The 21783-nt window shown below is 38.8% G+C and carries 25 protein-coding genes, 1 tRNA gene, 1 riboswitch and 1 other annotated feature (1 of these 28 cut by a window edge); of the genes, 5 read left to right on the plus strand and 21 right to left on the minus strand.

Annotated elements, in window-relative coordinates:
* Nucleotides 1-170: 170 nt before the first annotated feature.
* Nucleotides 171-245, plus strand: a tRNA-Gln gene (locus tag FBF83_RS12620).
* A 6-nt stretch (nt 246-251) separates the two neighbouring features.
* Here FBF83_RS12620 and FBF83_RS12625 read toward each other — a convergent pair.
* Nucleotides 252-635 carry a Spx/MgsR family RNA polymerase-binding regulatory protein gene (locus tag FBF83_RS12625; protein WP_136947516.1) on the minus strand — a complete coding sequence of 128 codons (384 nt, stop codon included), beginning with the start codon at nt 633-635 and terminating at the stop codon, nt 252-254.
* A gap of 251 nt (nt 636-886) precedes the next feature.
* Between FBF83_RS12625 and FBF83_RS12630 the strand changes: the two genes are divergently transcribed.
* On the plus strand, nt 887-1132 hold the full coding sequence (locus tag FBF83_RS12630) for a DUF2626 domain-containing protein (RefSeq protein WP_136947517.1): 246 nt from the start codon (nt 887-889) through the stop codon (nt 1130-1132).
* 40 nt (nt 1133-1172) lie between these two features.
* Here FBF83_RS12630 and FBF83_RS12635 read toward each other — a convergent pair whose 3' ends face one another.
* Together FBF83_RS12635 and FBF83_RS12640 are read right to left on the minus strand one after the other, a co-directional pair.
* Nucleotides 1173-2180 (minus strand): SAM-dependent methyltransferase, encoded by a 1008-nt coding sequence (locus FBF83_RS12635; protein ID WP_136947518.1) that lies wholly within the window; start codon nt 2178-2180, stop codon nt 1173-1175.
* Between the two features lie 75 nt (nt 2181-2255).
* A complete protein-coding gene (locus FBF83_RS12640) occupies nt 2256-2897 on the minus strand; it encodes an MBL fold metallo-hydrolase (RefSeq protein ID WP_136947519.1) in 642 nt (213 codons plus the stop codon).
* 77 nt (nt 2898-2974) lie between these two features.
* On the opposite strand from FBF83_RS12640, the gene FBF83_RS12645 reads away from it, so the two are divergent.
* Nucleotides 2975-3451 carry a hypothetical protein gene (locus FBF83_RS12645; RefSeq protein WP_136947520.1) on the plus strand — a complete coding sequence of 159 codons (477 nt, stop codon included), beginning with the start codon at nt 2975-2977 and terminating at the stop codon, nt 3449-3451.
* 146 nt (nt 3452-3597) lie between these two features.
* On the plus strand, nt 3598-3783 hold the full coding sequence (locus tag FBF83_RS12650; protein WP_136947521.1) for a DUF2759 domain-containing protein: 186 nt from the start codon (nt 3598-3600) through the stop codon (nt 3781-3783).
* Nucleotides 3784-3810: 27 nt separating this feature from the next.
* On the opposite strand, the gene FBF83_RS12655 is transcribed toward FBF83_RS12650, so the two are convergent.
* From FBF83_RS12655 to FBF83_RS12725, 15 genes are all read right to left on the minus strand, one after another.
* The gene (locus tag FBF83_RS12655) at nt 3811-4116 is read right to left on the minus strand and encodes an MTH1187 family thiamine-binding protein (RefSeq protein ID WP_136947522.1); all 306 of its coding nucleotides are present in this window, start codon (nt 4114-4116) and stop codon (nt 3811-3813) included.
* Nucleotides 4116-4889: an ABC transporter permease gene (locus FBF83_RS12660; protein ID WP_136947523.1), complete on the minus strand. Its 774-nt coding sequence runs from the start codon at nt 4887-4889 to the stop codon at nt 4116-4118. The genes FBF83_RS12655 and FBF83_RS12660 overlap by 1 nt, the downstream gene beginning before the upstream one ends.
* A gap of 3 nt (nt 4890-4892) precedes the next feature.
* Nucleotides 4893-5588 carry an ABC transporter ATP-binding protein gene (locus tag FBF83_RS12665; protein WP_136947524.1) on the minus strand — a complete coding sequence of 232 codons (696 nt, stop codon included), beginning with the start codon at nt 5586-5588 and terminating at the stop codon, nt 4893-4895.
* A 219-nt stretch (nt 5589-5807) separates the two neighbouring features.
* Nucleotides 5808-6626 carry a bifunctional hydroxymethylpyrimidine kinase/phosphomethylpyrimidine kinase gene (gene thiD / locus FBF83_RS12670; RefSeq protein ID WP_136947525.1) on the minus strand — a complete coding sequence of 273 codons (819 nt, stop codon included), beginning with the start codon at nt 6624-6626 and terminating at the stop codon, nt 5808-5810.
* Between the two features lie 9 nt (nt 6627-6635).
* Nucleotides 6636-7730, minus strand: a complete 1095-nt coding sequence (gene thiO / locus FBF83_RS12675; RefSeq protein WP_136947526.1) for a glycine oxidase ThiO — start codon at nt 7728-7730, stop codon at nt 6636-6638.
* 21 nt (nt 7731-7751) lie between these two features.
* On the minus strand, nt 7752-8513 hold the full coding sequence (locus FBF83_RS12680; RefSeq protein WP_136947527.1) for a thiazole synthase: 762 nt from the start codon (nt 8511-8513) through the stop codon (nt 7752-7754).
* A 5-nt stretch (nt 8514-8518) separates the two neighbouring features.
* Entirely contained in the window at nt 8519-8716 is a 198-nt protein-coding gene (thiS, locus tag FBF83_RS12685; protein ID WP_136947528.1) for a sulfur carrier protein ThiS, read from the minus strand.
* Nucleotides 8713-9348: a thiamine phosphate synthase gene (gene thiE / locus FBF83_RS12690; RefSeq protein WP_136947529.1), complete on the minus strand. Its 636-nt coding sequence runs from the start codon at nt 9346-9348 to the stop codon at nt 8713-8715. The genes thiS and thiE overlap by 4 nt, the downstream gene beginning before the upstream one ends.
* Nucleotides 9349-9445: 97 nt before the next feature.
* A riboswitch (TPP riboswitch) is annotated at nt 9446-9561 on the minus strand.
* A gap of 55 nt (nt 9562-9616) precedes the next feature.
* Nucleotides 9617-10804, minus strand: coding sequence for a M14 family metallopeptidase (locus tag FBF83_RS12695; protein WP_136947530.1), 1188 nt, complete (start codon nt 10802-10804; stop codon nt 9617-9619).
* Nucleotides 10805-10920: 116 nt separating this feature from the next.
* Nucleotides 10921-12792: an LTA synthase family protein gene (locus FBF83_RS12700; RefSeq protein WP_136947531.1), complete on the minus strand. Its 1872-nt coding sequence runs from the start codon at nt 12790-12792 to the stop codon at nt 10921-10923.
* Nucleotides 12793-13086: 294 nt separating this feature from the next.
* Nucleotides 13087-14064 (minus strand): ROK family glucokinase, encoded by a 978-nt coding sequence (locus FBF83_RS12705; protein ID WP_136947532.1) that lies wholly within the window; start codon nt 14062-14064, stop codon nt 13087-13089.
* A gap of 24 nt (nt 14065-14088) precedes the next feature.
* Nucleotides 14089-14838 (minus strand): oxygen-insensitive NADPH nitroreductase, encoded by a 750-nt coding sequence (gene nfsA, locus FBF83_RS12710; RefSeq protein WP_136947533.1) that lies wholly within the window; start codon nt 14836-14838, stop codon nt 14089-14091.
* On the minus strand, nt 14835-15035 hold the full coding sequence (locus FBF83_RS12715) for a YqgQ family protein (RefSeq protein ID WP_136947534.1): 201 nt from the start codon (nt 15033-15035) through the stop codon (nt 14835-14837). Before FBF83_RS12715 ends, nfsA begins: the two co-directional genes overlap by 4 nt.
* Nucleotides 15036-15134: 99 nt before the next feature.
* Nucleotides 15135-16598: a spore germination protein gene (locus FBF83_RS12720; protein ID WP_136947535.1), complete on the minus strand. Its 1464-nt coding sequence runs from the start codon at nt 16596-16598 to the stop codon at nt 15135-15137.
* 108 nt (nt 16599-16706) lie between these two features.
* The gene (locus FBF83_RS12725; protein ID WP_136947802.1) at nt 16707-17759 is read right to left on the minus strand and encodes a M42 family metallopeptidase; all 1053 of its coding nucleotides are present in this window, start codon (nt 17757-17759) and stop codon (nt 16707-16709) included.
* A gap of 110 nt (nt 17760-17869) precedes the next feature.
* Between FBF83_RS12725 and FBF83_RS12730 the strand changes: the two genes are divergently transcribed.
* A complete protein-coding gene (locus FBF83_RS12730) occupies nt 17870-18760 on the plus strand; it encodes a hypothetical protein (protein ID WP_136947536.1) in 891 nt (296 codons plus the stop codon).
* 330 nt (nt 18761-19090) lie between these two features.
* Here FBF83_RS12730 and FBF83_RS12740 read toward each other — a convergent pair whose 3' ends face one another.
* From FBF83_RS12740 to nhaC, 3 genes are all read right to left on the minus strand, one after another.
* On the minus strand, nt 19091-19795 hold the full coding sequence (locus FBF83_RS12740) for an HAD family hydrolase (RefSeq protein ID WP_136947537.1): 705 nt from the start codon (nt 19793-19795) through the stop codon (nt 19091-19093).
* 104 nt (nt 19796-19899) lie between these two features.
* A complete protein-coding gene (locus tag FBF83_RS20920; protein WP_169525433.1) occupies nt 19900-20073 on the minus strand; it encodes a hypothetical protein in 174 nt (57 codons plus the stop codon).
* Nucleotides 20074-20127: 54 nt separating this feature from the next.
* Nucleotides 20128-21513: a Na+/H+ antiporter NhaC gene (gene nhaC, locus FBF83_RS12745; protein WP_240688086.1), complete on the minus strand. Its 1386-nt coding sequence runs from the start codon at nt 21511-21513 to the stop codon at nt 20128-20130.
* A gap of 85 nt (nt 21514-21598) precedes the next feature.
* Nucleotides 21599-21783, minus strand: a binding site (T-box leader) (it continues 7 nt past the right edge of the window).

Below are 21783 nucleotides of genomic sequence, written 5' to 3' on the forward strand. Positions count from 1 at the left end.
ATTCTATAGGACATTCCTTTTAACCTAAATTATTGGTAGTTGAATTTATTTATAAGATAAATATTCCACTACCTATACTGAAACACTCTAAATTAAGCTGGTTAGAAAAAAATCGGACCTTTTGTATAAGATCTTTTTTCATTGATCATACTAACAGGGAAATTAACTCTTGGGCTATGGCCAAGCGGTAAGGCAACGGATTTTGATTCCGTCATGCGCTGGTTCGAATCCAGCTAGCCCAGCCATTTCATTTAGGAAACAACTGCAAGTTTCTTTTTGCGTTGCTTTAAGTTCTGTAAACCAGATTTGTTATATCCAACAATTAGTTTTTTACCATTTGTTACTATAGGTCGTCTAAGTAATTTCGGTTCATTATGCATTAGTTCTAACATTTCAGATAGAGTTAGATCTTCAATTTCAATATCAAGCCCTTTAAATGAACTACTTCTTCTAGCGAGGATCTCTTCAATACCTTCAGTAGACAAGGTAATAATTTCTTTCAGTTCTTCGATTGATGGAGTGTCTTTAAATAAATGACGTTCTTCAAAATCCACACCATTTTCTTTCAACCACGCTTTTGTCTTACGACACGATGTGCAACTTGGGTACGTATAAAATAATAATTTATCTTCCATTTTAATTCCTCCCGATTTCGTTTTTCCGTTGATGATTAATATTTACCCACATTATACAACAGTTAAACAAATATTGTACAAGAAAAAGATTTGTATTTTTGTGAACGATTTGGGATAATAAATTGGAACCCTTTTCAAGGTTAATTAATGAAAGACACGATTTTGCCATAAGACTAGCATTTACTTTTTGACAGGAACTCATATATAATACGATATGTATGGGGAATGAACGAGCAAGGGAGGAACTTTTTATGCCTAGAATGTACCGAGTTTTAGCTTTCTGGACCGGCATTTTCTCACTAATGGGCTTTGTCGGTGGGATGCCAGTATTAGGATTGCTGTTCCTTGGCCAGGCCGGCATGTTTTTAGCGTTAAGTTACTTAAACTTAACAGAACGTACTTATTTGTATATTTTTGGTGTATACTTAACATTATTTATGGTCGGGTTTTCATACTGGTCTGTGTTCATGATGACACCTGGCTCAGGTGGACATTAATTAGAACATTAAAAAGACGATGCTTAGCGGCATCGTCTTTTTAATGTTTATTTTTCTCTTGCACCATAACATGAAATTGGTTGGATTCTGCAAGCCATCTTACCGCTCGATTCTGTTTCTGTTCAAGTGAAAATGGCTTATCAGGATTTGGCTTTATGAGATAATCCCACAGACCATTTTTTGAAAGAAACGTTCCCTGTGGTTCACAAGAAATCCAGTTAACCCCATGTTGTTCTCCAACCTTTCGAACAGTGTCGATTGGAATGTGCGTTGTTAAGTCCATCTGACCAGGATATCGAAGTGCATCAGTGATAAGCTGATGATTGTGATAGCCACGCAAGCTCCCTCTCCTTCTAGCAGGATCTTTCCATTCTACATCTGAATAACCATAATCAATGGTATAGATTTTCCCACTCGATAACCACTTACAAGTGCGGTGCAACCAGTCCGTCATTTTTAAAGGCACTTCAAAACGTTGATTACGAGAGATTGGATATCCATATTGCTTCATCCATGTTCCTGTTTCTACGTCTGTACATGGTTTGTAAACCTCTATAAGCTTATTTTCATCATCAAGACCGACGCATACTTCCAATAATTCACCTTCATATTGTTCTAATACTCTAACAGGGAAAGCATCTAACAATTCATTTGAGAAAATAAGACCATTTAACTTTGGCATTTCCTCTTGAAGATCCGTAAGAGAAGAAAAAATTCTTATATTAGCTGAATCTGCTCGTTCCTTAATTAATCTTTGATGATACGGGCTTGATTCAATAACATAATAAGTGAGCTTTCTATATAACAAGGCATCAATTTTCTTAACTTCTTTAAGAAAACTTTGTATGAATCTTCCGTCTCCTGATCCAACATCAACAATCACGGGGTCCATTAGGTTGTTTGAAAAATCCTTACAAATTACACTTGCCATAACACGTGCAAATACGTCATGAACTGTTGTAGACGTGTAAAAGTCACCGTTACGCCCTACTTTTTGCTTATCAATACGATAGTACCCAAATCGTTCGTGATATAAAGCTAATGACATGTACTTTTCATAAGTTATCGAATTATCGACACTATGCCTAATCTCGCTCCTTATAATTTCTAGAAGGTCCTTCACTTATAAAGAGAACCCATTAAGGAACGGATTTCCCACCATTTCCTGTTCAATTGTTGTGACAGGTCCATGTCCAGATGCGACAATCGTTTGCTCAGGTAGTTCAAGAAGGCGAGTATGTATACTTTCTAGCAGCTGTTTCTGATTTCCACCTGGAAGATCAGTTCGACCAATACTTCCTGCGAATAAAGCATCTCCAGAGAATACTATATTTGATTCTTTAAAATAGAATGAGACACTACCAGGAGAATGGCCAGGGGTCTGTAGGACTTGAAACGTAAATGAACCGATTGTCATTTCGCCTTCATGATCAATGAGATGATCTGCGGGTTTCCCTTCAATATTCTCAACAGCAGGAAATAGCTTCGAACCGTTTAATGATGCATCTGACAGCCACTTCTCTTCATATTGGTGGACATAAACTGGAATTTGGTATGTCTCTCGCATTAAATCAACAGCACCAATGTGATCAAAATGGGCATGTGTTAAGAGAATAGCTATAGGTTTTAACTCTAACTTTTCGATTTTCCGCTTTATTCTGCCTCCTTCTGCACCAGGATCAATTAGTAGTGCTTCGTTCTTATCATTCCACAGCAATCCAGCATTCGCTTGTACAGGACCGACAGGCATTTGCTTCCATTCCATTGTCAATCGCCTCCATTGAAAGATTATGGTTCTTATTCTACACTATACAAAAGGTTGTACAAAAGGAGATGTTCGGAATGAACCCCGTTTACGGAGTTGAAATGAAACCACCTAAAGGGAAGTTACCTGGATTTACAGCGCAACTTGTTAAAAAAACAGCTGAACTGGCAACAGTGATTGACCGCGATAAACAACTTGTTATTATTTCGAATAAGCAAGAAGCACGTGCTCTTAAAGATTACTATATCTCCAAAGGCGTATATGAAGAATGCTATACACTCCTTCCCCTTTCAAAAGTTGCCACACCTACTGCCATTTTCACAGATTATGGTTTCATATCTCAGAATCATGACTATTACCTCTACAATAATATGGTGACAAGTTTTAGCATAAAACAAGGAGAAGAAGAGGAAATTAAAATGGCTAAGCTTCAGTTTGAAGAACATTTAATTGCCCAAGATCAAAATATTTTCTATATTGATCAAAGTTACATTGAATTAGTAGAGGGAATTGCTCGAGCATATGGCATTCAACTTAAATTTATGGTCGAATAACACCTCGACAAACGAAAAGAAAACGGTTAAAATAAGAAAGGACTTATAGTACATACCCTTCAAGTTAAAAAATTTCAGATTTAACCATGCCATAGCATATTTCCGGGTATACTGATTAAGAGTGCATGGATAGGGAGGTATTCCGAATGGGTTTAGCCATTATTTTTGCAATCGTTACAATTTTTTGCGTATGGGGCGTATTCCGCTCACTTCGTGAAAAGAACTTTATGGGTCTTGCCTTTGCAGGACTAACGGTTCTAGTCTTTGGAGCTTTCACTGTTGCTACAATGATCGATATTCTTTTCGGATCTGGGGGCGGCGGAGGCCACTAAAAAAAACAGCCATTAAGGCTGTTTTTTTTATGTTAAATGTTTTTTTACAGAATTAAGTTTATCATCCATCTTCACTTTCTTATCACGTCGATCGTCAATTCGGATGTTCGTTGCAACACGCTCAATTCCAGCTTGAAATGGCGCTTCATGTATAGCTTGTACTACCTCTAGAAGATCTTGTAAATCTCCTTCAATGAGTGTACTCATTGGTGTTAAACGATATGAAATTCGATCGGTGTAAGAATCAAGTATTTTCTGTACATCTGCTACATACTTACTAACACTCGGACTTTCTGTGCCAATCGGAATTACTGTAACGTCTACAATTGCCATTAGTCATTCCCTCCTTCAATCGTTTGTAACTGCATATTCTTATTAAAGAAAAAGCGATAAGTAACAAGTGATATGATCATCGCACATATAGAAACTGTTGAAAAGACACTAATGGATATCACAATTTGATATCGGATCGCTTGAATAGGCGAAGCACCCCCAAGAATTAACCCAGTCATCATACCAGGGAGTTGAACAAGTCCTATCGTTTTCAACCTATCTACATTTGGTATCATCGCTGCTCGAATCGTCTTTCGTATAATCATTTGTGACGCTTGAGAAGCATTAGCTCCAAGTGACAACGCAGCAAGAACCTTACCTTGATTACTTTGAAACTCATTCTTCATTCGTTCAAATGCTAGTCCTGCGGCTACCATGCTATTTCCAATAATCATCCCACTCATAGGGATAACCTGTTCAGAACGAAACGGGATGATATCAAATACAATCCATAGTGAAAGAACAAAAACCTCAATTAAAATTAATGAACTTAATGACAAAAGAAATGCATATGGAATGCCTTTCCCTCTCCTGCTAGCCTGCAATGAAGCAATCACTAACATAACAGCTACCCACAATCCTATTCCCTGCCAATCAGGTATGGAAAACAGGAAAGTCAGAATATAGCCTATCAAAAATAGTTGAATTACACCACGAAGCGACGACCAGATGGCCGATTTACCAATTCCAAGTGAATATAGATAAGAAAGGGATACGGGTATCATGACAAAAAGAATCATCGTTAACAGCGATAGGTTGGATATATTTGTCATACGCTAAGCCTCAATAAATTTCTTTAGAGCATTAGAGTTTGGATGACGAAACAATTCACTCGTTTCGCCTTGTTCTTCCAAACGCCCTTCATTCATAAACAAGGTATAGCTCCCCAACCGTTCCGCCTGTTTCAAATCATGAGTAATCATAAGAATGGTCTTCCCCTCTTCATCAACGAGCCTATGTAATAACTTTTCCATCCACTCGACTGTACGCATATCCAACGCACTTGTCACCTCATCAAGCAATAGCACTTCAGGATCATTCGCGAGCGTTCTAGCAAAGGCCACTCTTTGCTGTTCACCACCCGACAAATGACTAACATCTTTCGTTAAAATATCAACAGGCAGCTGCACTTTCTCAAGTAGTTCAGATCCCATTTTCTTACTCCATTGCTTTTTAAGACGAGGACCGAATTTCAAATTATCTTCTACTGTGCCATCAAATAAATGGGCTTGTTGAAAAACCATACCTATATCGCGCCTTAATTCACTAATTGGATACTGGTCGATTTTCTTACTCTTGATATAAATTTCTCCCTCATCAGGATCTTCTAGTCTATTTAGTAACATTAATAAACTGCTCTTACCAGAACCTGATGGACCAATGATAGTGGTTAGTGTTCCTTCCATCAATTCGAAATGAACATCATCCACTCGTTCATTTTTCACATTTCTTGCTTCAATTATTGTTTTCATTGGACAACCTTTCTATAAAATAGGTTTCTCTTATCGTTTATATCATATTATGTTTCTATTCACCATTCTAAATGGTTTTAAAATCAACACTTACACCTTACCTTTTCAAAGTTCACCTTCCGCTCAAACCAGTTAAGTGTGAGTTTTTATAGAAAACTTCTTTCAAAAGTACAATCCATTACAAAATAGGATTTAAAAAACCCTGCAATGAATGCAGGGTTATCGTTCAATTGCTGTAGCCACAAAATGGCGATAGGCTGAGTGGTTTGTAGGACCTATTCCTTTTCCAATAGGTAGAGAATGTGTAATCGCCGCAGTGATGAAATCTTTTGCAATTGAAACAGCTTCTGGCACCGTTTTACCTTTTGCAAGTTCTGCTGCGATACATGCTGAATACGTACAGCCAGTCCCATGTGTATGCTTCGTATCAATTCGATTAGATTCGAAATGATGAAATCGATTATTGATATACAGCACATCAATAGAAGTAGCGCCTTCCATATGACCGCCTTTTATTAAAACAGCTTCCGCTCCACTTCGATGTAACGCTTTAGCTGCTTGTTCCATTTCGCCAATCGACGTAATTGGCTGACCATTTAGTAGCTCAGATGCCTCCGGAAGGTTAGGAGTAATAACTTTCCCCAGTGGGATTAACTCTTCCTTTAAAGCAAGAATGGCTTCTTTTCGAAGAAGAGATGCTCCACCTTTTGCAACCATAACAGGATCAATTACTAAATTAGGCACTTGATACTCTCTTATTTTCTCTGCCACAGTAAGAATTATTTCTTTTGAGAAAAGCATGCCTGTTTTCACTGAATCCGTTCCTATATCTGAAAGCACTGCATCAAGTTGGGAACGAACTGCCTCTACTGTTTGAGGGTATACTTTGTGGACGCCAAGCGTATTTTGTGCTGTTATAGCTGTAATAACACTTGTACCAAATACATCTCGCTCTTGAAATGTCTTTAAATCCGCCTGAATCCCAGCGCCCCCCCCACTATCTGAACCCGCTATCGTTAATGTTTTTCTCATTTCCATCCCTCCCTATTAAGTAAGCTGAAAACGTTCTGGTCGAAAATCGTCTATCGCTAATTCCTGTGCTTTTCCTTCAATTTCATCTGCAATAATCTTTGCTGTAACAGGACTAAGCAAAATACCATTTCGATAGTGTCCTGTTGCTAGAATAATCTTTGGATTATGCTGCAACCTCCCAATAAGAGGGAACCCGTCTTGTGTTGCAGGTCTCAAACCGGCCCATGTATGAAATGGTGTTTCCTTAATTAGCTTTGGAACTATTTTCTTGCTCCACTTCTCAAGACGACCAATTCCATGTGCAGTAATATCTGTATTAAATCCCGCAATATCTTCAGAAGCACCTGCCACCAATGATCCGTTTTCTTTTGCAACAAGATAACCCTGACTTGTAAAAATGATGTGCTGAAGCGAAGGGCCTTCATAAGCACAAATTTGCCCTCTGATTGGGTATACAGGCAAAGAACAACCAAGCTTCTCTTCCCAGTTCATTGTCCAGGCCCCAGTTGCAATAACTGTATAATCAGCTTCTATTTCATAATGCTCAGCTAAGACTACGTTATCGTCTCCAAGCGTCGCTTCTCCCGCATGTTCAATTACTCGAACACCTGTATTTCGACAAGCTTGAAGTAGAGCTGAAACGTAATCAGGTGCATAGATATGTGATTCCTCTGGACACCATAGACCAGCTACAATTTCTTGAGATAACTCCGGTTCTTTTTCTCTGATATCGTTGCCACTCAGAAGATATGATTCAACTCCGAATTTCTCCTGCCAGGCTTTCTTTGTTTCAAGCGATAGACGATCGGCTTCATGAAAAATACAATAAAGACTTCCACTTTCGTTATATTCAAAGTCCACCTGTGCAGCCAGTTTAATTTCATTCTGCCATGCAGGAAATAACTGAAGACTTCGCTGACACAGTCTAAAAAAGTCATCGGGATCTTCTTCAATCTCAGAATAAGGAGCGAGCATACCTGCAGCGGCTCCTGAAGCCTGTCCTCCACATTCCTCTGCTTCAACAATGGTCATGTCATGCCCTCTTTTCTGGCACTCATATGCAATTGATAGTCCAATAACCCCTCCACCTACGATCGTTATCCTTGCCATATAAGCCTCCCTCTTGCCTTTTTAAAGAATTGGACTGCTTGCGGTTGCATATTTTTTCTTTGGAATCCTGCCAGCTAAATAAGATAATCTTCCCGCATTAATGGCATGCTTAACAGCTTCAGCCATCTTTACTGGATTTCTTGCTTTTGCAATTGCAGTGTTAAGAAGAACGCCTTCTGCCCCGAGTTCCATCGCTTTCGTCACATCTGAGGCGCTTCCAAGTCCTGCATCTACGATAACAGGAACATTAAGCTGTTCCGTGATCCTTTCAATGTTATAGGGATTTAATATTCCGAGTCCTGTACCAATTGGTGAACCACCTGGCATAACTGCCGCCGCTCCAGCCTCCTGAAGTCTGTAGCAAAGTCCTGGATCATCTGACGTATACGGAAGAACGATAAACCCTTCTTGAGCAAGAACCTCTGTCGCCTTTAAGGTTTCAATAGGATCTGGCATAAGCGTTTTCTCATTATCACTAATCTCAATTTTAATCCAATTACTTAATCCAGATGCTTTTGCTAAGCGCGCAATCCGGATCGCTTCCTTTGCCGTTGTTGCACCAGAGGTATTAGGTAAATAACGAAATGACTTGCCTTCAATATGTTGAAGGATAGCATCTTCACTAGAATCACTTAAATTCACCCTTCTAATTGCGAAAGTAAGAACTTCTGCTTCAGATGCTTCTATTGCTTGATTCTGAACATATGGATTGGGATACCTTCCTGTTCCTAGAAAAAGACGTGATGATAACTGTATACCAGCAATCGTTAGCTTATCTTCCATGTATTTCACCCTCCCCCAACAAAATGAACTAGCTCAATTGTCATACCATCCTCGACTTTTGTATTCAGCCATTTAGATCGATCTATGATCTTCCCATCTATTTCTGTCACAACTAATCCTTCTTGGAGCCCAAAATATGTAACAACTTCTTTTAATGTTGTTACATCAAGATGATACGTTTCTCCATTTATTAAAAGATTCATGACTGATTCACCCTTTTTTCAATCTTCTGGACGAACAGTTCGCACGTTCCTTTAACATCAACACTCCCAACCACTTCACTAATTACACAGATGCGATTCGCTCCAGCACTCACGACTTCATCTACGTTATGCAGTTTAATTCCACCTATTGCAACAAATGGTATGCTGATTTCTGAAACAACTTCTTTAAGATAAGATGTTGTGACAGGATCGACTACATCGCTCTTACTTTTAGTAGAGAATATTGGCCCAGCCCCTATATAATCTGCTCCACCTCGCTCAGCCTCTCGAGCTTCTTCAATGCGATGAGTAGAAAGGCCAATTATTTTATCCTTACCTACAATTTCTCTTGCAAGGTTTAGCGGCATGTCATCCTGACCAAGATGAATGCCATCTGCATCAACTGCAATTGCAATATCAATATGGTCATTCACAATAAAAGGAATATTATATTTTCTTGTTAACTCTCTGAGTCTCATTGCTTTGTCTAGTACGATCCGTTTGGAATTCGTCTTATCACGTAACTGAATTAAATCTGCTCCACCTTGAATGGCTTCCTCCATCACCTCTACTACATCACGTGTGGGATGAAATTCTTCCCCTGTAATAACATACAATTGAAAATCTTTCATAGGTACCCTCCTCGAAGATAATAAAATAGTGAGTTCATTCATGAAAAATACTTCAATAACTAAAAAAACCCATTCCACGTATGGAATGGGGTAGTATAATAACCGCTACCGACTTCCCTACGCTGGTACAAACCAGATCAGGTTCAAGGGTAAAGGAAATAACGGTTTCCTTTTCTCAGCCTCTCCAATTTGAAGGCACCCCTAGTCTTAAACATTATGAAATTAGTTTTATTATTACAAAAAATAGCCTAAAATACAAGCAATGCTCTTACATGTATAAAGAAGAAAGAAATATCCCAATCGTATCCTGATATATTTTACTAAATTGTGAAAGGGGAAGAGGACTTTCGCCTTTCCCAATCTCTACTGTAAAACCTGGCTTTCGAAATTCTTTAATAAACCAATCTTTATAACCCGCATAACTATCAACATAGCGGACGCCGGTGTATCCACTTAGGCGCGAATATTCCGTAACAAGTCTTTCTGACTCAGGTGGTTCCATTCCCTCATATCCCCAATAAATGACTTCACCTTGGGAATGAAATGCGAGAGCACGATCAAACTTCTTTCGTCTTGACAAATCTGCCATGGCAATCGCTTCTGGTTCAGTTAGAGGGGCTTTTCCCGGGTAATTTCTTGGAGATGGTTTAGTTGGCTTCCGCTGTGCTTCTACTTCCCATTTAGCAGGATATTGATTATTTAAATCTACGCCTCGAACGTTTGCTTTCCATCGATTAAATTGATCACTTCCATTATTGATATCTTCTACCAGCGTCCGATAAGGCTCTTCCTCAGGTAAGCCATTAATGACAATATTGACCCCATCCGGATTGACCATTGGTACAAGTGACAATGATGTAGACTCATAAAGCGGTGGAAGTGATACGCCACTTAACATTTGGCTATTTGTGAGTTCGCGAGCATAATCATTTATGAATTTCATCAACAGAGCTGAAGTAAGCCATTCATTGGCATGAAAGGAAGCATTCATGTGTACCTTCTTTTTTCCATTTCCTAACACTAATTCAGGCAGCGGTTTTCCCATAACCGATTCACCTATCACGCCTTGTTTCATAAATGGATACACGGCAAGTAGCTTACGGATATCTTTAACTAAGGTATTATAGTCATAACTTTGGATTGGATTAACGAGGGACCATGTAACACGAATAGGGATATTTACTTTTTCACCTGGCATTAATGCGAACGGATTGGCATCATTAAGCAAAAGTACACCGTCAAGCGGTGCCTGATACCAACCAGCAATCTTCCACAGGGTATCACCCTTCTTAATTGTATAGCCCTTCGTCACATATCCTGGAATTTGAATCATTTCACCAATCATGAGCTGATTAGGGTCCTCCAGGTTATTGCTATCTAATATAAGCCTGAGTGGTATTTGAAATACACGACTGTATTTCCAAAGGCTGTCCCCACTTTTCACTCTTATTTGCATTCTGTATCCCCCCGCAATTATTGCCTTCATACTATGATATGAGACCTGTATTTGGGTATATGCGTTGATACAAAAGAAAAACCATACCTTAGAAAGGTATGGTTAGTAAAGTAAAATTAGTTGTCTTCTGTCTTAGGTGATTGATCATCATGTTTTCCTAAGAAACGGAGTAAATCGCCGTAAACAATTTTGTCAGAATAGGCTAGATCGGTTTTCGCTTTTTCCATGTATGGTTCACAGGCAGCTTTATCCGTTTCCTCTCCTGTTTCTTTATCGTAGCAGACGTTATTGGTATACAAATTGTCTTTGGTAATAAAACTTCCATCTCGAAGGATTGTAAAATTATCCTGTTCCTCTGCAAATAGATCATTACCGAATTTAATCATATCTTTCGTATCAATCCCAAGTAGATGCATGATTGTTGGTTTTAGATCAATTTGTCCGCTCACTTGCTCCATTACTTTTCCTTCTTGACCAGGAATATGAATAACCAACGGTACTTTCTGAAGCTCTGTTGTTTCAAACGGAGTAATTTCTTTTCCTAGAAACTCTCCCATTGCTTTATTATGGTTCTGAGAAATCCCGTAATGGTCTCCAAACATAACAAAGATAGAATCCTCGTAAAGACCTTCTTCTTTCATGCGCTCAAAGAATTTCTTCACTGCTTCATCCTGATACCTAACGGTTGTGAAGAATCGATTAACAGTTCCATCTTCTGATGTCCACTCAGGAATATATTCATCCTCTGCTTCGAGTGAGAAAGGAAAATGATTTGTTAGCGTAATGTACTTTGCATAATATGGTTCAGGTAACGTTTCAAGGTATTTAATTGATTGGTCAAAGAAATACTCGTCTTTTAATCCCCAACCAATTGAATTATCAGGTGTTACTGTAAAATCATTGATATCATAGAACTTATCGTACTTAAGTGAATCATACATCACATCACGATTCCAGAAACTTTTGTTGTTTGCATGGAATACAGCGTTATAATAGCCGTGTTCACTATAGATTTCTGGAGAAGCGTTGTATTCATTTCCAGAATGCGTGAAGAATACAGCTCCACTCGGTAGTCCATAAAGAGAGTTCTCAAGAATAAACTCTGAATCAGATGTTTTCCCCTGTGCTGTTTGATGATAAAAGTTAGGGAAATAATAACTTTCATCAATTAAATCATTTAGGAAAGGTGTAATTTCTTCTCCATCAATTTCTTCATTCACTACAAAACTCTGAGTAGACTCTAATGAAACAAGAATGATGTTCTTTCCTTCTGCTTTTCCAAACATTTCAGGATTTGGCTCTACATGGTTGGCTTTCACATAGTTCTCAATATCAACTATTTCACTTCCGTCAGCAAATGCTCGCTGTGCTTTCGCTTTCGATTGAAGGACAGCATCGTAAACATGGTAATTGTATGTGCCAATGTACTTGATTAACATTTCACGATCAAATGTACGCGTTAGAAGCTGCGGACGTTCTGTTTCAGCAAGTCCAACGTTAATTGCAAAGAGTGCTATTGCACTTGCAAATACAATTGCAATTTCTTTCTTTTTCACTGCATACACTTTTGTTTTGCGAACGAATAAGTATACAGCTAGAATAACCACATCAAAGAACAATAAGAAATCAAAACCGCTTACAAGCTCTGCAATACTGTTACCAAGTTCGCCCATGTTATTTGTTTGGAACAACAATGGAATTGTGATGAAATCTGTAAATTCTCGATAGTATACTACGTTAGCAAATAGAATAAACGATCCGATAAAATTGATAACTAGTAGGACTCTGTTGCGATATTTTGGTGAGGCGAATAGTGCAAAACCGAGGAATAACAAAACAGAACTAATCGGATTAAGGAATAGGATAAACCCTTCCATTTTATTTTCTGGTTCAATGTTAAATGCGAATTCATACACTAGATACGTTTTTAACCATAGCATAAAGGCTACGATGAAAAAGAATGAATACTTATTTTGTAGCTTTTTCATATTTTCTTAGTACCCCCTTAGTTGATTATAAGGAAAAGCTACCATGTGTTTCTTCGACCATACATAAACGCAATTGTAGTATGTTTAAGAAATTTAATCAACTAACTTTTGTCCTTATTTTTATTATTTCTTTACTTCTAGATTCTGATTCTGTCTTCCTTGTCCATTACATATAACGAACGAGCCCTGTAAAAAGTTTCATTTGTTTCTCTACTTCACAAAAAAAGAAGCAGTCAAAATCGATTGACCGCTTCATAAACCTTGCTATTATAGGGTTTGAGAGGTGTGTCGGGACTATTTGATCAATTTTGTTTTTACGAGCCACGCGCCGCCAATAACGCCAGCATCATTACCCAGAGTAGCAATCGCGAAATCGGAACCCTCTTTAACTCGTGGGAGCGCGTATTTCTCAAATTGTTCCCTTAATGGAGTTAGCAAAGCTTCGCCTGCTTTAGAAACTCCCCCACCAATTACTATTTTAGATGGATTTAATGAATTGGCTAGGTTCGCTATGGCAAGACCGAGGTGGAATGTCACATTTTGCACCACATTGATCGCATAATCATCTTGTGATTCTGAAGCTTCAAAAATATCGCGAGAAGTTAACTCATGATTGTCCTGGTATGTAACATAAAGCTTACTTTCTTTATGAGATTGGAGATCCTCCATTGCAATGCGAACAATTCCTGTTGCAGACGCTACCGTTTCAAGACAACCCGTTTTACCACAGTTACACGATGTTCCTCCCTCAGGAATCGATGTGATGTGACCAATCTCTCCAGCCATCCCATTCGTACCATGAATTATTGTACCATTGGTGATAATTCCCCCACCAACACCGGTACCTAGCGTAACGCAAAGTAAATCTCTTGCACAATCACCTGCACCGCGCCACATTTCACCGAGTGCAGCTATATTTGCATCATTATCAATAATCACAGGAAGCCCAGTTTCTAGCTCCAACTTATCTTTTAATGGAAAATCCCTCCACCCTATATTAACTGCGTGGTAGATAAACCCTGTTTCCATTTCAATAAACCCAGGTGCACCCATTCCAATTCCAGCAAAATGATCTTTTTTAACACCGATCTCTTCTATTTTATCGTCAATCGCGCGAGCAATATGCATCGTAATATGACGACCTTCTTCCGATTTATCTGTTGGTATTTCCCATTTGTGTTGAATTTCACCATAATAATTTAGGAAGGCAAGTTTAATTGTCGTTCCACCTAAATCAACACCAATTAACCACTTCTCATCTCTCATCTTCATCCACCCTTTTTAACAGTATTATCACTACTTCAATGGAAAACCTTTGTTCTCGAGAAACTTTTTCATATATGTTCGAACCGGAGTGGTTAATTTATTCGCCATAAGTGAAGACCATCCAGCTTTGCGTTGTCCACCCGTTCTAGCTTCGTAATAAGCGGAAATCGTTTGATCGTATTCTCTTAAACTATCTTTAAACGCATCGTTATCCTGCTCGTATTCATCAACATGATAAATATTATCAAGCGGTAAACGAGGTTTTACGTCGGGCTCTTGATCAGGATAGCCAACACTAAGCCCAAATAATGGAACAACATAATTCGGTAGGTTTAATAGTTCGCTAACCTCTTCAAGTGAATTCCGAATTCCTCCAATATAACAAATACCAAGACCCATCGATTCGGCCGCAACGCTAGTATTTTGAGCTGCTAGTGCAGCATCAATCAATCCAACCATAAACTTCTCAGTTGTTTGAGTTGTTTCTGTAATGGATGTCCCATGCATTTCAGCTGCGGCATGATGACGATGATAATCAGCGCAGAAAATAAAGAAATGACCATTTTTTTCAACGTAACTTTGTTCACCGGCTAGTTTGGCTAGCTTCTTCTTTTTCTCTTGATCCTTAACGCCTATAATTGAATACGCTTGGATGTAGCTCGATGTTGATGCAGCTTGAGCCGCTTTTACAAGCGTAAAGACCTGTTCATCAGTCAGCTGTTCATCTTTAAAAGCTCTAATCGAGCGATGAGCGAGCATGGTTTCAATTGTTTGATTCATGGTTTGTCTCTCTCCCTGCTGATTTCATTTCGAAGAATCATTTTAGCGACAAGATAATCATCTTGTTCAACCATTTTCATCTCATAAATCTCTTGAAGCTCTTCTTCCATTAATTCAAGATCGCCTAACCTATTCCCAGTATAGACAATCATACCAAATCGCTTTAAAAGCTGTTGTACATCAAATATTGTTTTCATTTTCCTCACCACACTTATTATAGCAATCCCTCACTGTAAAAAAAATGATTAAGCACAAATAGAATGCATTCACCTCTATGAAGTGAATGCATTCTAGATTTAACGATCTGGATCTTTCGGGTGAAGCACAGTTGGTCTTCTGTTTTTAATTGGCATTGGAGAGCGGAAGATAACGTCTCTAAAGGCTCGATAAGAGAATGGGATAAACGGCCAAAGATAAGGAATATGAAATGACTTTGTTCGGACCAAAAGAACCATCCAGAGTGTAAATCCAACAACAAATCCAGATACTCCAAAGACAGCCGTTAGGAGTAATAGAGCAAGTCGAAATAGTCGATTCGCAAGACTTAACTCATAAGAAGGAGTTGCAAATGTACCCATTGCAGCAAGCGCAAGATACAAAATAACTTCATTTATAAACAATCCAACTTCTACAGCAACTTGACCAATTAGAATAGCTGAAACAAGACCAAGCGCTGTCGCTAATGCGGATGGTGTATGTATCGTAGCCATCCGCAGAATATCAAGTCCTAATTCGATCAAAAGGAACTGCACAAATAGTGGGAGAGTGCCACTCTCATCAACTCCTATAAACTGCATGTTCGAACCAAGTAACCTTGGATTTGTAGCAAACAAATACCAGAGAGGCAGAATGAAGATACCAATCCACACTGCAATAAATCTTACTAGTCTCATATATGCTCCAACCAAAGGCTTTTGTCTATATTCCTCAGCGTGCTGAAGGTGGTGCCAGAAGGTTGTAGGCGTTATTAATACACTAGGAGAACCATCTACATAAATCAAAACATGCCCTTCATAAAGATGAATTGCTGCAGTATCAGGTCTTTCTGTGTACCTAACGAGTGGATATGGATTTAGTGGCCGTCCACAAATAAACTCCTCAATCGTTTTTTCACCCATTGGTAAGCCGTCCGTATCAATCTTACTAACGGAATCTTTAATTTTTTTCACAATTTCCGGATCAGCTATATCTTCAATATAACTGATACAAATATCCGTCTTTGATCTTCTGCCTACCTGCATGTATTCCATACGTAGTGTCTTATCTCTTACTCTTCTTCTCGTCAGTGATGTATTGAATATTATCGTTTCAACAAATCCATCCCGTGCCCCTCTCGTCACTCGTTCCAAATCTGGTTCTTGTGGACCTCGAACAGGATACGTTCTGGCATCAATCATAATAATTTCGCTCATACCCTCTACGACTAGTGCTGTAGGTCCTGCAAGCACTAAGTCCATAACAACATCAAGGTCCTTCTGCCTGTCAATTTCCACATACGGGATATGAACTTTCATTAACTTTTCAAGAGGATCTGGTTCAAGCTGATCTGGTTCAAGTCTTGATAGAAGCTTCATCAAATAATGGAGAATATCATCTTTAACAAATCCATCTATTAAAAACATAGCCATTTTTCTTCCTGCATACTCTAGATCAAGCTGAATAACATCAAAGCTTTTTTCTACGCCGAGCTCATTATGTAGAAAATCTATATTCTTCTCAAAAGACTGACTAACTGGATGAATTATTTTTTTATCAGACATAGATCCCCCTCCTCATATCCATCATTCACCATTCTTTACCATTGCATACCTGCTGAATAATTGGGCACAAAAAAGCCAGCCTCATGAATGAGACTGGCTTTCCGAAATTCAATCAATCATTGATGATTGAAGATATTTATAAATCAAATTAGCTGTATGCAACATTGAATCCTGATGCGTGCGTTCGTATGCGTGTGAAGCATCAATTCCTGGTCCAATTAAGGCATGGCGGACGTCTGCACCTGCTCGAATCGCAGCAGAAGCATCTGAACCATAGTAAGGATAAATATCCAACTTATAAGCGATATTAAACTCTTCTGCCAGGCTAACAAGATGCTTACGCAAACGATAATGATAGGGACCGCTTGAATCTTTTGCACAAATGGACACCGTATATTCATCTGAAGATTGACCGTCACCAAGTGCTCCCATATCAACCGCTATGTATTCAACTGTTTCTTCCGGAATATTTGAATTTCCGCCGTAACCGATTTCTTCATTGTTTGAGATCAAAAAATGCGTAGTATATGGAAGAGTAATATTGTCTTCTTTTAGTTTTTTAATATTTGCGAGCAATAGTGCAACACTTGCTTTGTCATCAAGGTGTCGCGATTTAATGAATCCGCTCTCTGTTAGTTGTACTCGTGGGTCAAATGCAATGAAATCACCAACGCGAATACCAAGTTTTTCAACATCTTCTACCGAGAATACACGCTCATCCAGGCGAACTTCCATATTCTGCTCATCACGTTTTACATCGCCATTATTTTTGTACACGTGAACAGATGTCTGATGCAAAAGAATTGTGCCTGTATAACGCTTCCCAGTCGAAGTAACGATTTCACAGTACTCTCCTTCAATAGCGTTAAAGCGAAATCCTCCAATTAGAGAAAGGCGAAGACGACCGTCACTTTTAATTTCTTTAACCATTGCACCGAGGGTATCCACATGTGCAGTTAACATGCGATGCTTAGAAGCATCAGCACCTTCAATCGTCGCAATAAGTCCACCCTTATTATTTCGGTATGTTGGGACGTTAAGTTCCTGCATTCTACCTTCTACCCAACTAATTACTTCATCAGTAAAGCCAGACGGACTTGGAATACGCACTAAATCCCTTGTTGTGTTTAGAAGCTCTTCTGCTTGAAAATAGTCATTCATTGCATTCATCCTCTCTTTAGGCTTAATCTCGTTCATTGTTATTCCCTCTTCATAAATTGGCTTTAAGCATCATAAATATGATGACAAGCTTAATGATTTGGAGGTTTGGGATGATCAAAAAAGTACAATACACGATAATGTTAGGAATGATTGGAGTTTTTGCTCTCATCCTTGTTAACACAAATAATAATCCTGTTCGAGAGTCATTTACGTATTTCCCTCCCGATCCAGACGTCTCATTTATATCAGCAAATACTTCTCTATCTATTCTAACGCAGGAAGATGAAGATGAATACACCTTGAATTGGAAGTCAGAATCTACTCTTAGTGAAGTAGCCTACCTTCGCCAGGATCTATCTTTTCTATATGAAGAAGGTCGCTTAATTGATACGATCTCCACATGGAAAGAAAATACGGCTACGATTCTCCAAAAAGAGAAATTCACTAGCGAAGACAGCGGTCATTATGAGGCAATCAGCTATCATTATGGTGAAATTCATTACCCTAACGACATCATTAGAAGTGCACAGGAAATGAGTTATGATCAACTCTATGTGATCGACTCACCGATGACCCCACTTGAATCATTTAAAAAAGCAACAAATGAGGAAGAAAAAGAATGGGAATATATCCTTGACCATGCGATGATTCAACAATCACAATTGATTTTCAAAGCCATGATAACAGAATATAAGATTCATCCCGAAGACTACTACATCATCCCTTTAACGTCTCTTTACCTTTATAAAGATAAACCTCTACCTGGTTTATCTATGAACCAGACAACAGACGTAATCGGGGGGATATGGGAGGGGCTTTATAAGAATTATTTTCTCGGAATTGAGACAACAGGAGGACAAACTGAATCACCAATAGGCAGCACGATTCCTATTATCTTACTCCATAAGCAATCCCCATACCTCCTGGTTTTATTCCAAAGTAAGAGCGGAAGAAATATTGAGCTCATTCAATATCTCAATGAGCCTATTTTAGATAGATAGAGCTCCAATCAACTTTGATGTGTAATTTTTCATATAAAAACCTTATCAAAACAACCATCTTATAGAAAGGCTCTTTTCGCAAACATTGTTGCTATAAGAGTGAGGGATTTCCGCTCCAGGATGCTCGCTTTCCTTGGTGCGGGCGGTGAGCCTCCTCGGCGCACAAAAACATTGCGCCTGTGGGGTCTCACCTGTCCCGCTAGTCCCGCAGGAGTCGAGCACCTTCCGCTCCAATCAGCCATGTTTGATTTTTTATAAAAAAATACTTTTAAAAGCAACAATCTTAGAGAAAAGAGCCTATAGAAAAGAGCCAAAAAGAAAGTTCTATTTTTAAACACGTAGAAGATTCAACAAATGTTGGTATGTAGAAACTTCAGGAACGTGTTTAATGGACTGTTCAATTTGCTCATTTCGTGAATTAAAATAAATGGTATCGAAGCCAGCTTCTATAGCTGGCTCTATGTCATGCTCCCATGTATCACCTATGTACAGGTAACGCCCCTCCTCTTTCCTCACATAGTTGAAGAAATCAATTTCCGGCTTAGCTAGACCGACTTCCTCTGAAATAAATATATTTTCTCTTGGAAACCACTGTAACATGCGAAGCGCTTCTATTTTTGCCATTTGAGTTTGCTTTCGACCATTTGTAATGATACCTAAGTGAATGTTTCTAAGTTGAAGACGAGATAACAGAAGAGAAGCTTTTGAATAAAGTTCTGCATAAGACGCCACCTTTAATTGATATTCTCTCTGGAATGCGAGAGCTTCTTCTTCTGAACATGATAAATCAAATTCTTCGTTCGCTTTGCAATAGCGTTGAATTTGATAAGTACCCCTTGACCACTTTCCATTCTCGTAATTCTCCCAGAATTGGTCACAATATCTTTTAAATACATTAAACCACTGAGCTGGTGAAATTTCAGAACCTTTTCTATCAAGCATTTCCTTTGCACAATGCTTGATGGTTTTTTGAAAAGCTAGTTCATGATCATAAAGCGTATTATCTAAATCAAAATATATATGTGTCCACTTCATTTATCACACCACCTCCATACACCAATCGACCTTTCGTTTACCATATTATTCTAACCCTTCCACCTGCTTAATAAAAGTAAAAAACCTCTCCACGATGGAGAGGTTCAAGACAAAAAGGATGTGAAAAGCTTTTTTCTTATCCCAGGTACCTTCAAGGTGTTTCCAACAACAAAGCGTCTTATAACGGCTATACCCAGCACCCCATTAAGAATCCGATAACGGTATTCATAGATCACTACGAGCAAAGATAATATCACAATGAGTTTCGATATTCTCATAAGAATCCTCCTGAAAAAGTACTTTAGTTCTACTGTTTACAGGAGGGTTCTTTTTTATCCATTTTTTATAGGTGACGCTTTACGCATCTTAAAATCATTCCAATATCCTAGAATGATTGTAAATATAGGTGACAACCATAGAAATATTGCAAAAGGAAGATAGCTCAGTACTGATACTCCTAGAGTTTCAGCAAAAAACGCTCCTGAAACTCCCCATGGTATCAGTGGATTCACTAATGTTCCAGCATCTTCAAGCGTACGAGATAAGTACTTACGATCTACACCTGCTTTATCATAAAAAGGTTCAAACGTTTGACCTGGAAGGAGAATAGATAAATACTGCTCCCCAGTTAGCAGGTTGACACCAATGGAAGAGCCGGCTGTTGCAGAAATTAAATGTCCTCTTCTACTAAGAAGTTTAGTTAGTCCACTCATTAGCGATTGAATGATCCCCATGACTTGAAGAACGCCACCTAATGCAAGAGCTAGAACAATAAGGGAAACGCTCCACATCATAGATTGAAGCCCGCCTCTGTTAATAATGCCATTAACAAGGTCACTGGATGTCTCACTTACAAAACCATTTTGCATAGTAGAAAGAATACTTGTGGCAGAGTACACACTTTGAGTTAATACGGCCACAACAATTCCAGCTAAGAGTCCAGCAAATAAGGTAAGCAGTACAGGTACCCGACGCACAGCAAGTACAAGTACAATTAAAGGAGGAATTAACGTCCAGATCGATAAGTTAAATTCACTCTTTAATACCTTAATCGCATTCTGCATATCCTCGGGATTAACCGAAGTTGATAAGTTCTTGCTCATCATGAAGAAGAAGATAACCGTCACGATGATAGCTGGGATTGTTGTTCTCATCATATGACGAATATGGGTGAACAGATCTACTTTTGCTACGGCTGGAGCAAAATTCGTGGTATCTGAAAGAGGAGACATTTTGTCCCCAAAACATGCTCCAGATATAACAGCTCCTGCAGCAAGTGCAGGGTTTACTCCCATCGCTGATCCAATTCCCATCATCGCGATTCCGATCGTACCTATTGTCGTGAAGGAACTGCCAGTAAAACTGGATACGATAATCGTCACAATAAGTGCGCTAATTAAAAACCACTCTGGTTGAATAAACTGAAGACCACCATATAATAATGTTGGAACCGTCCCGCTTTGCATCCAAACTGAAATCATCATACCTACAATAAACAAAATTAATATTGGTTTTAGTCCAGTCGTTATACTTTCAAGAAGTCCTTTCTCAATTGTTTCCCACTTCATTCCGAGTAATAAGCCAAGTATACCCATTCCTACAATACCAGCGAGCAATGGCATATGTGGCTCTACTTTTAATACGATGATACTAAAAAGCATCCAGCTCATCAGAAGCGCGATTACAGTTAGCGCCATAGAAAATGATAATTTCTTCAATTGCTTTCTCTCCCTCAATCTATGTTGTCCTATCTATAGTGTTGCTTTCTCTTTACTACTCCATTAAAAAAAGCCCTTCATTAATTGAAGGGACGAACGAATTCGCGGTACCACCCTTTTTGACAGTGTAAACTGTCCACCTTAAATCCTCTATAGCGGGAGGACCCGACAAAGTTCATTAGACGTAAATTCACTTCTAGATGCCCTGATTCACACCATCCATCAGGTCTCTGCTACTGCTCTCTTAGAAGTTACTCCTCTAAATCATCA

The sequence above is a fragment of the Guptibacillus hwajinpoensis genome (genome assembly GCF_005144865.1).
Taxonomy (GTDB): Bacteria; Bacillota; Bacilli; order Bacillales; family Guptibacillaceae; genus Guptibacillus; species Guptibacillus hwajinpoensis_A.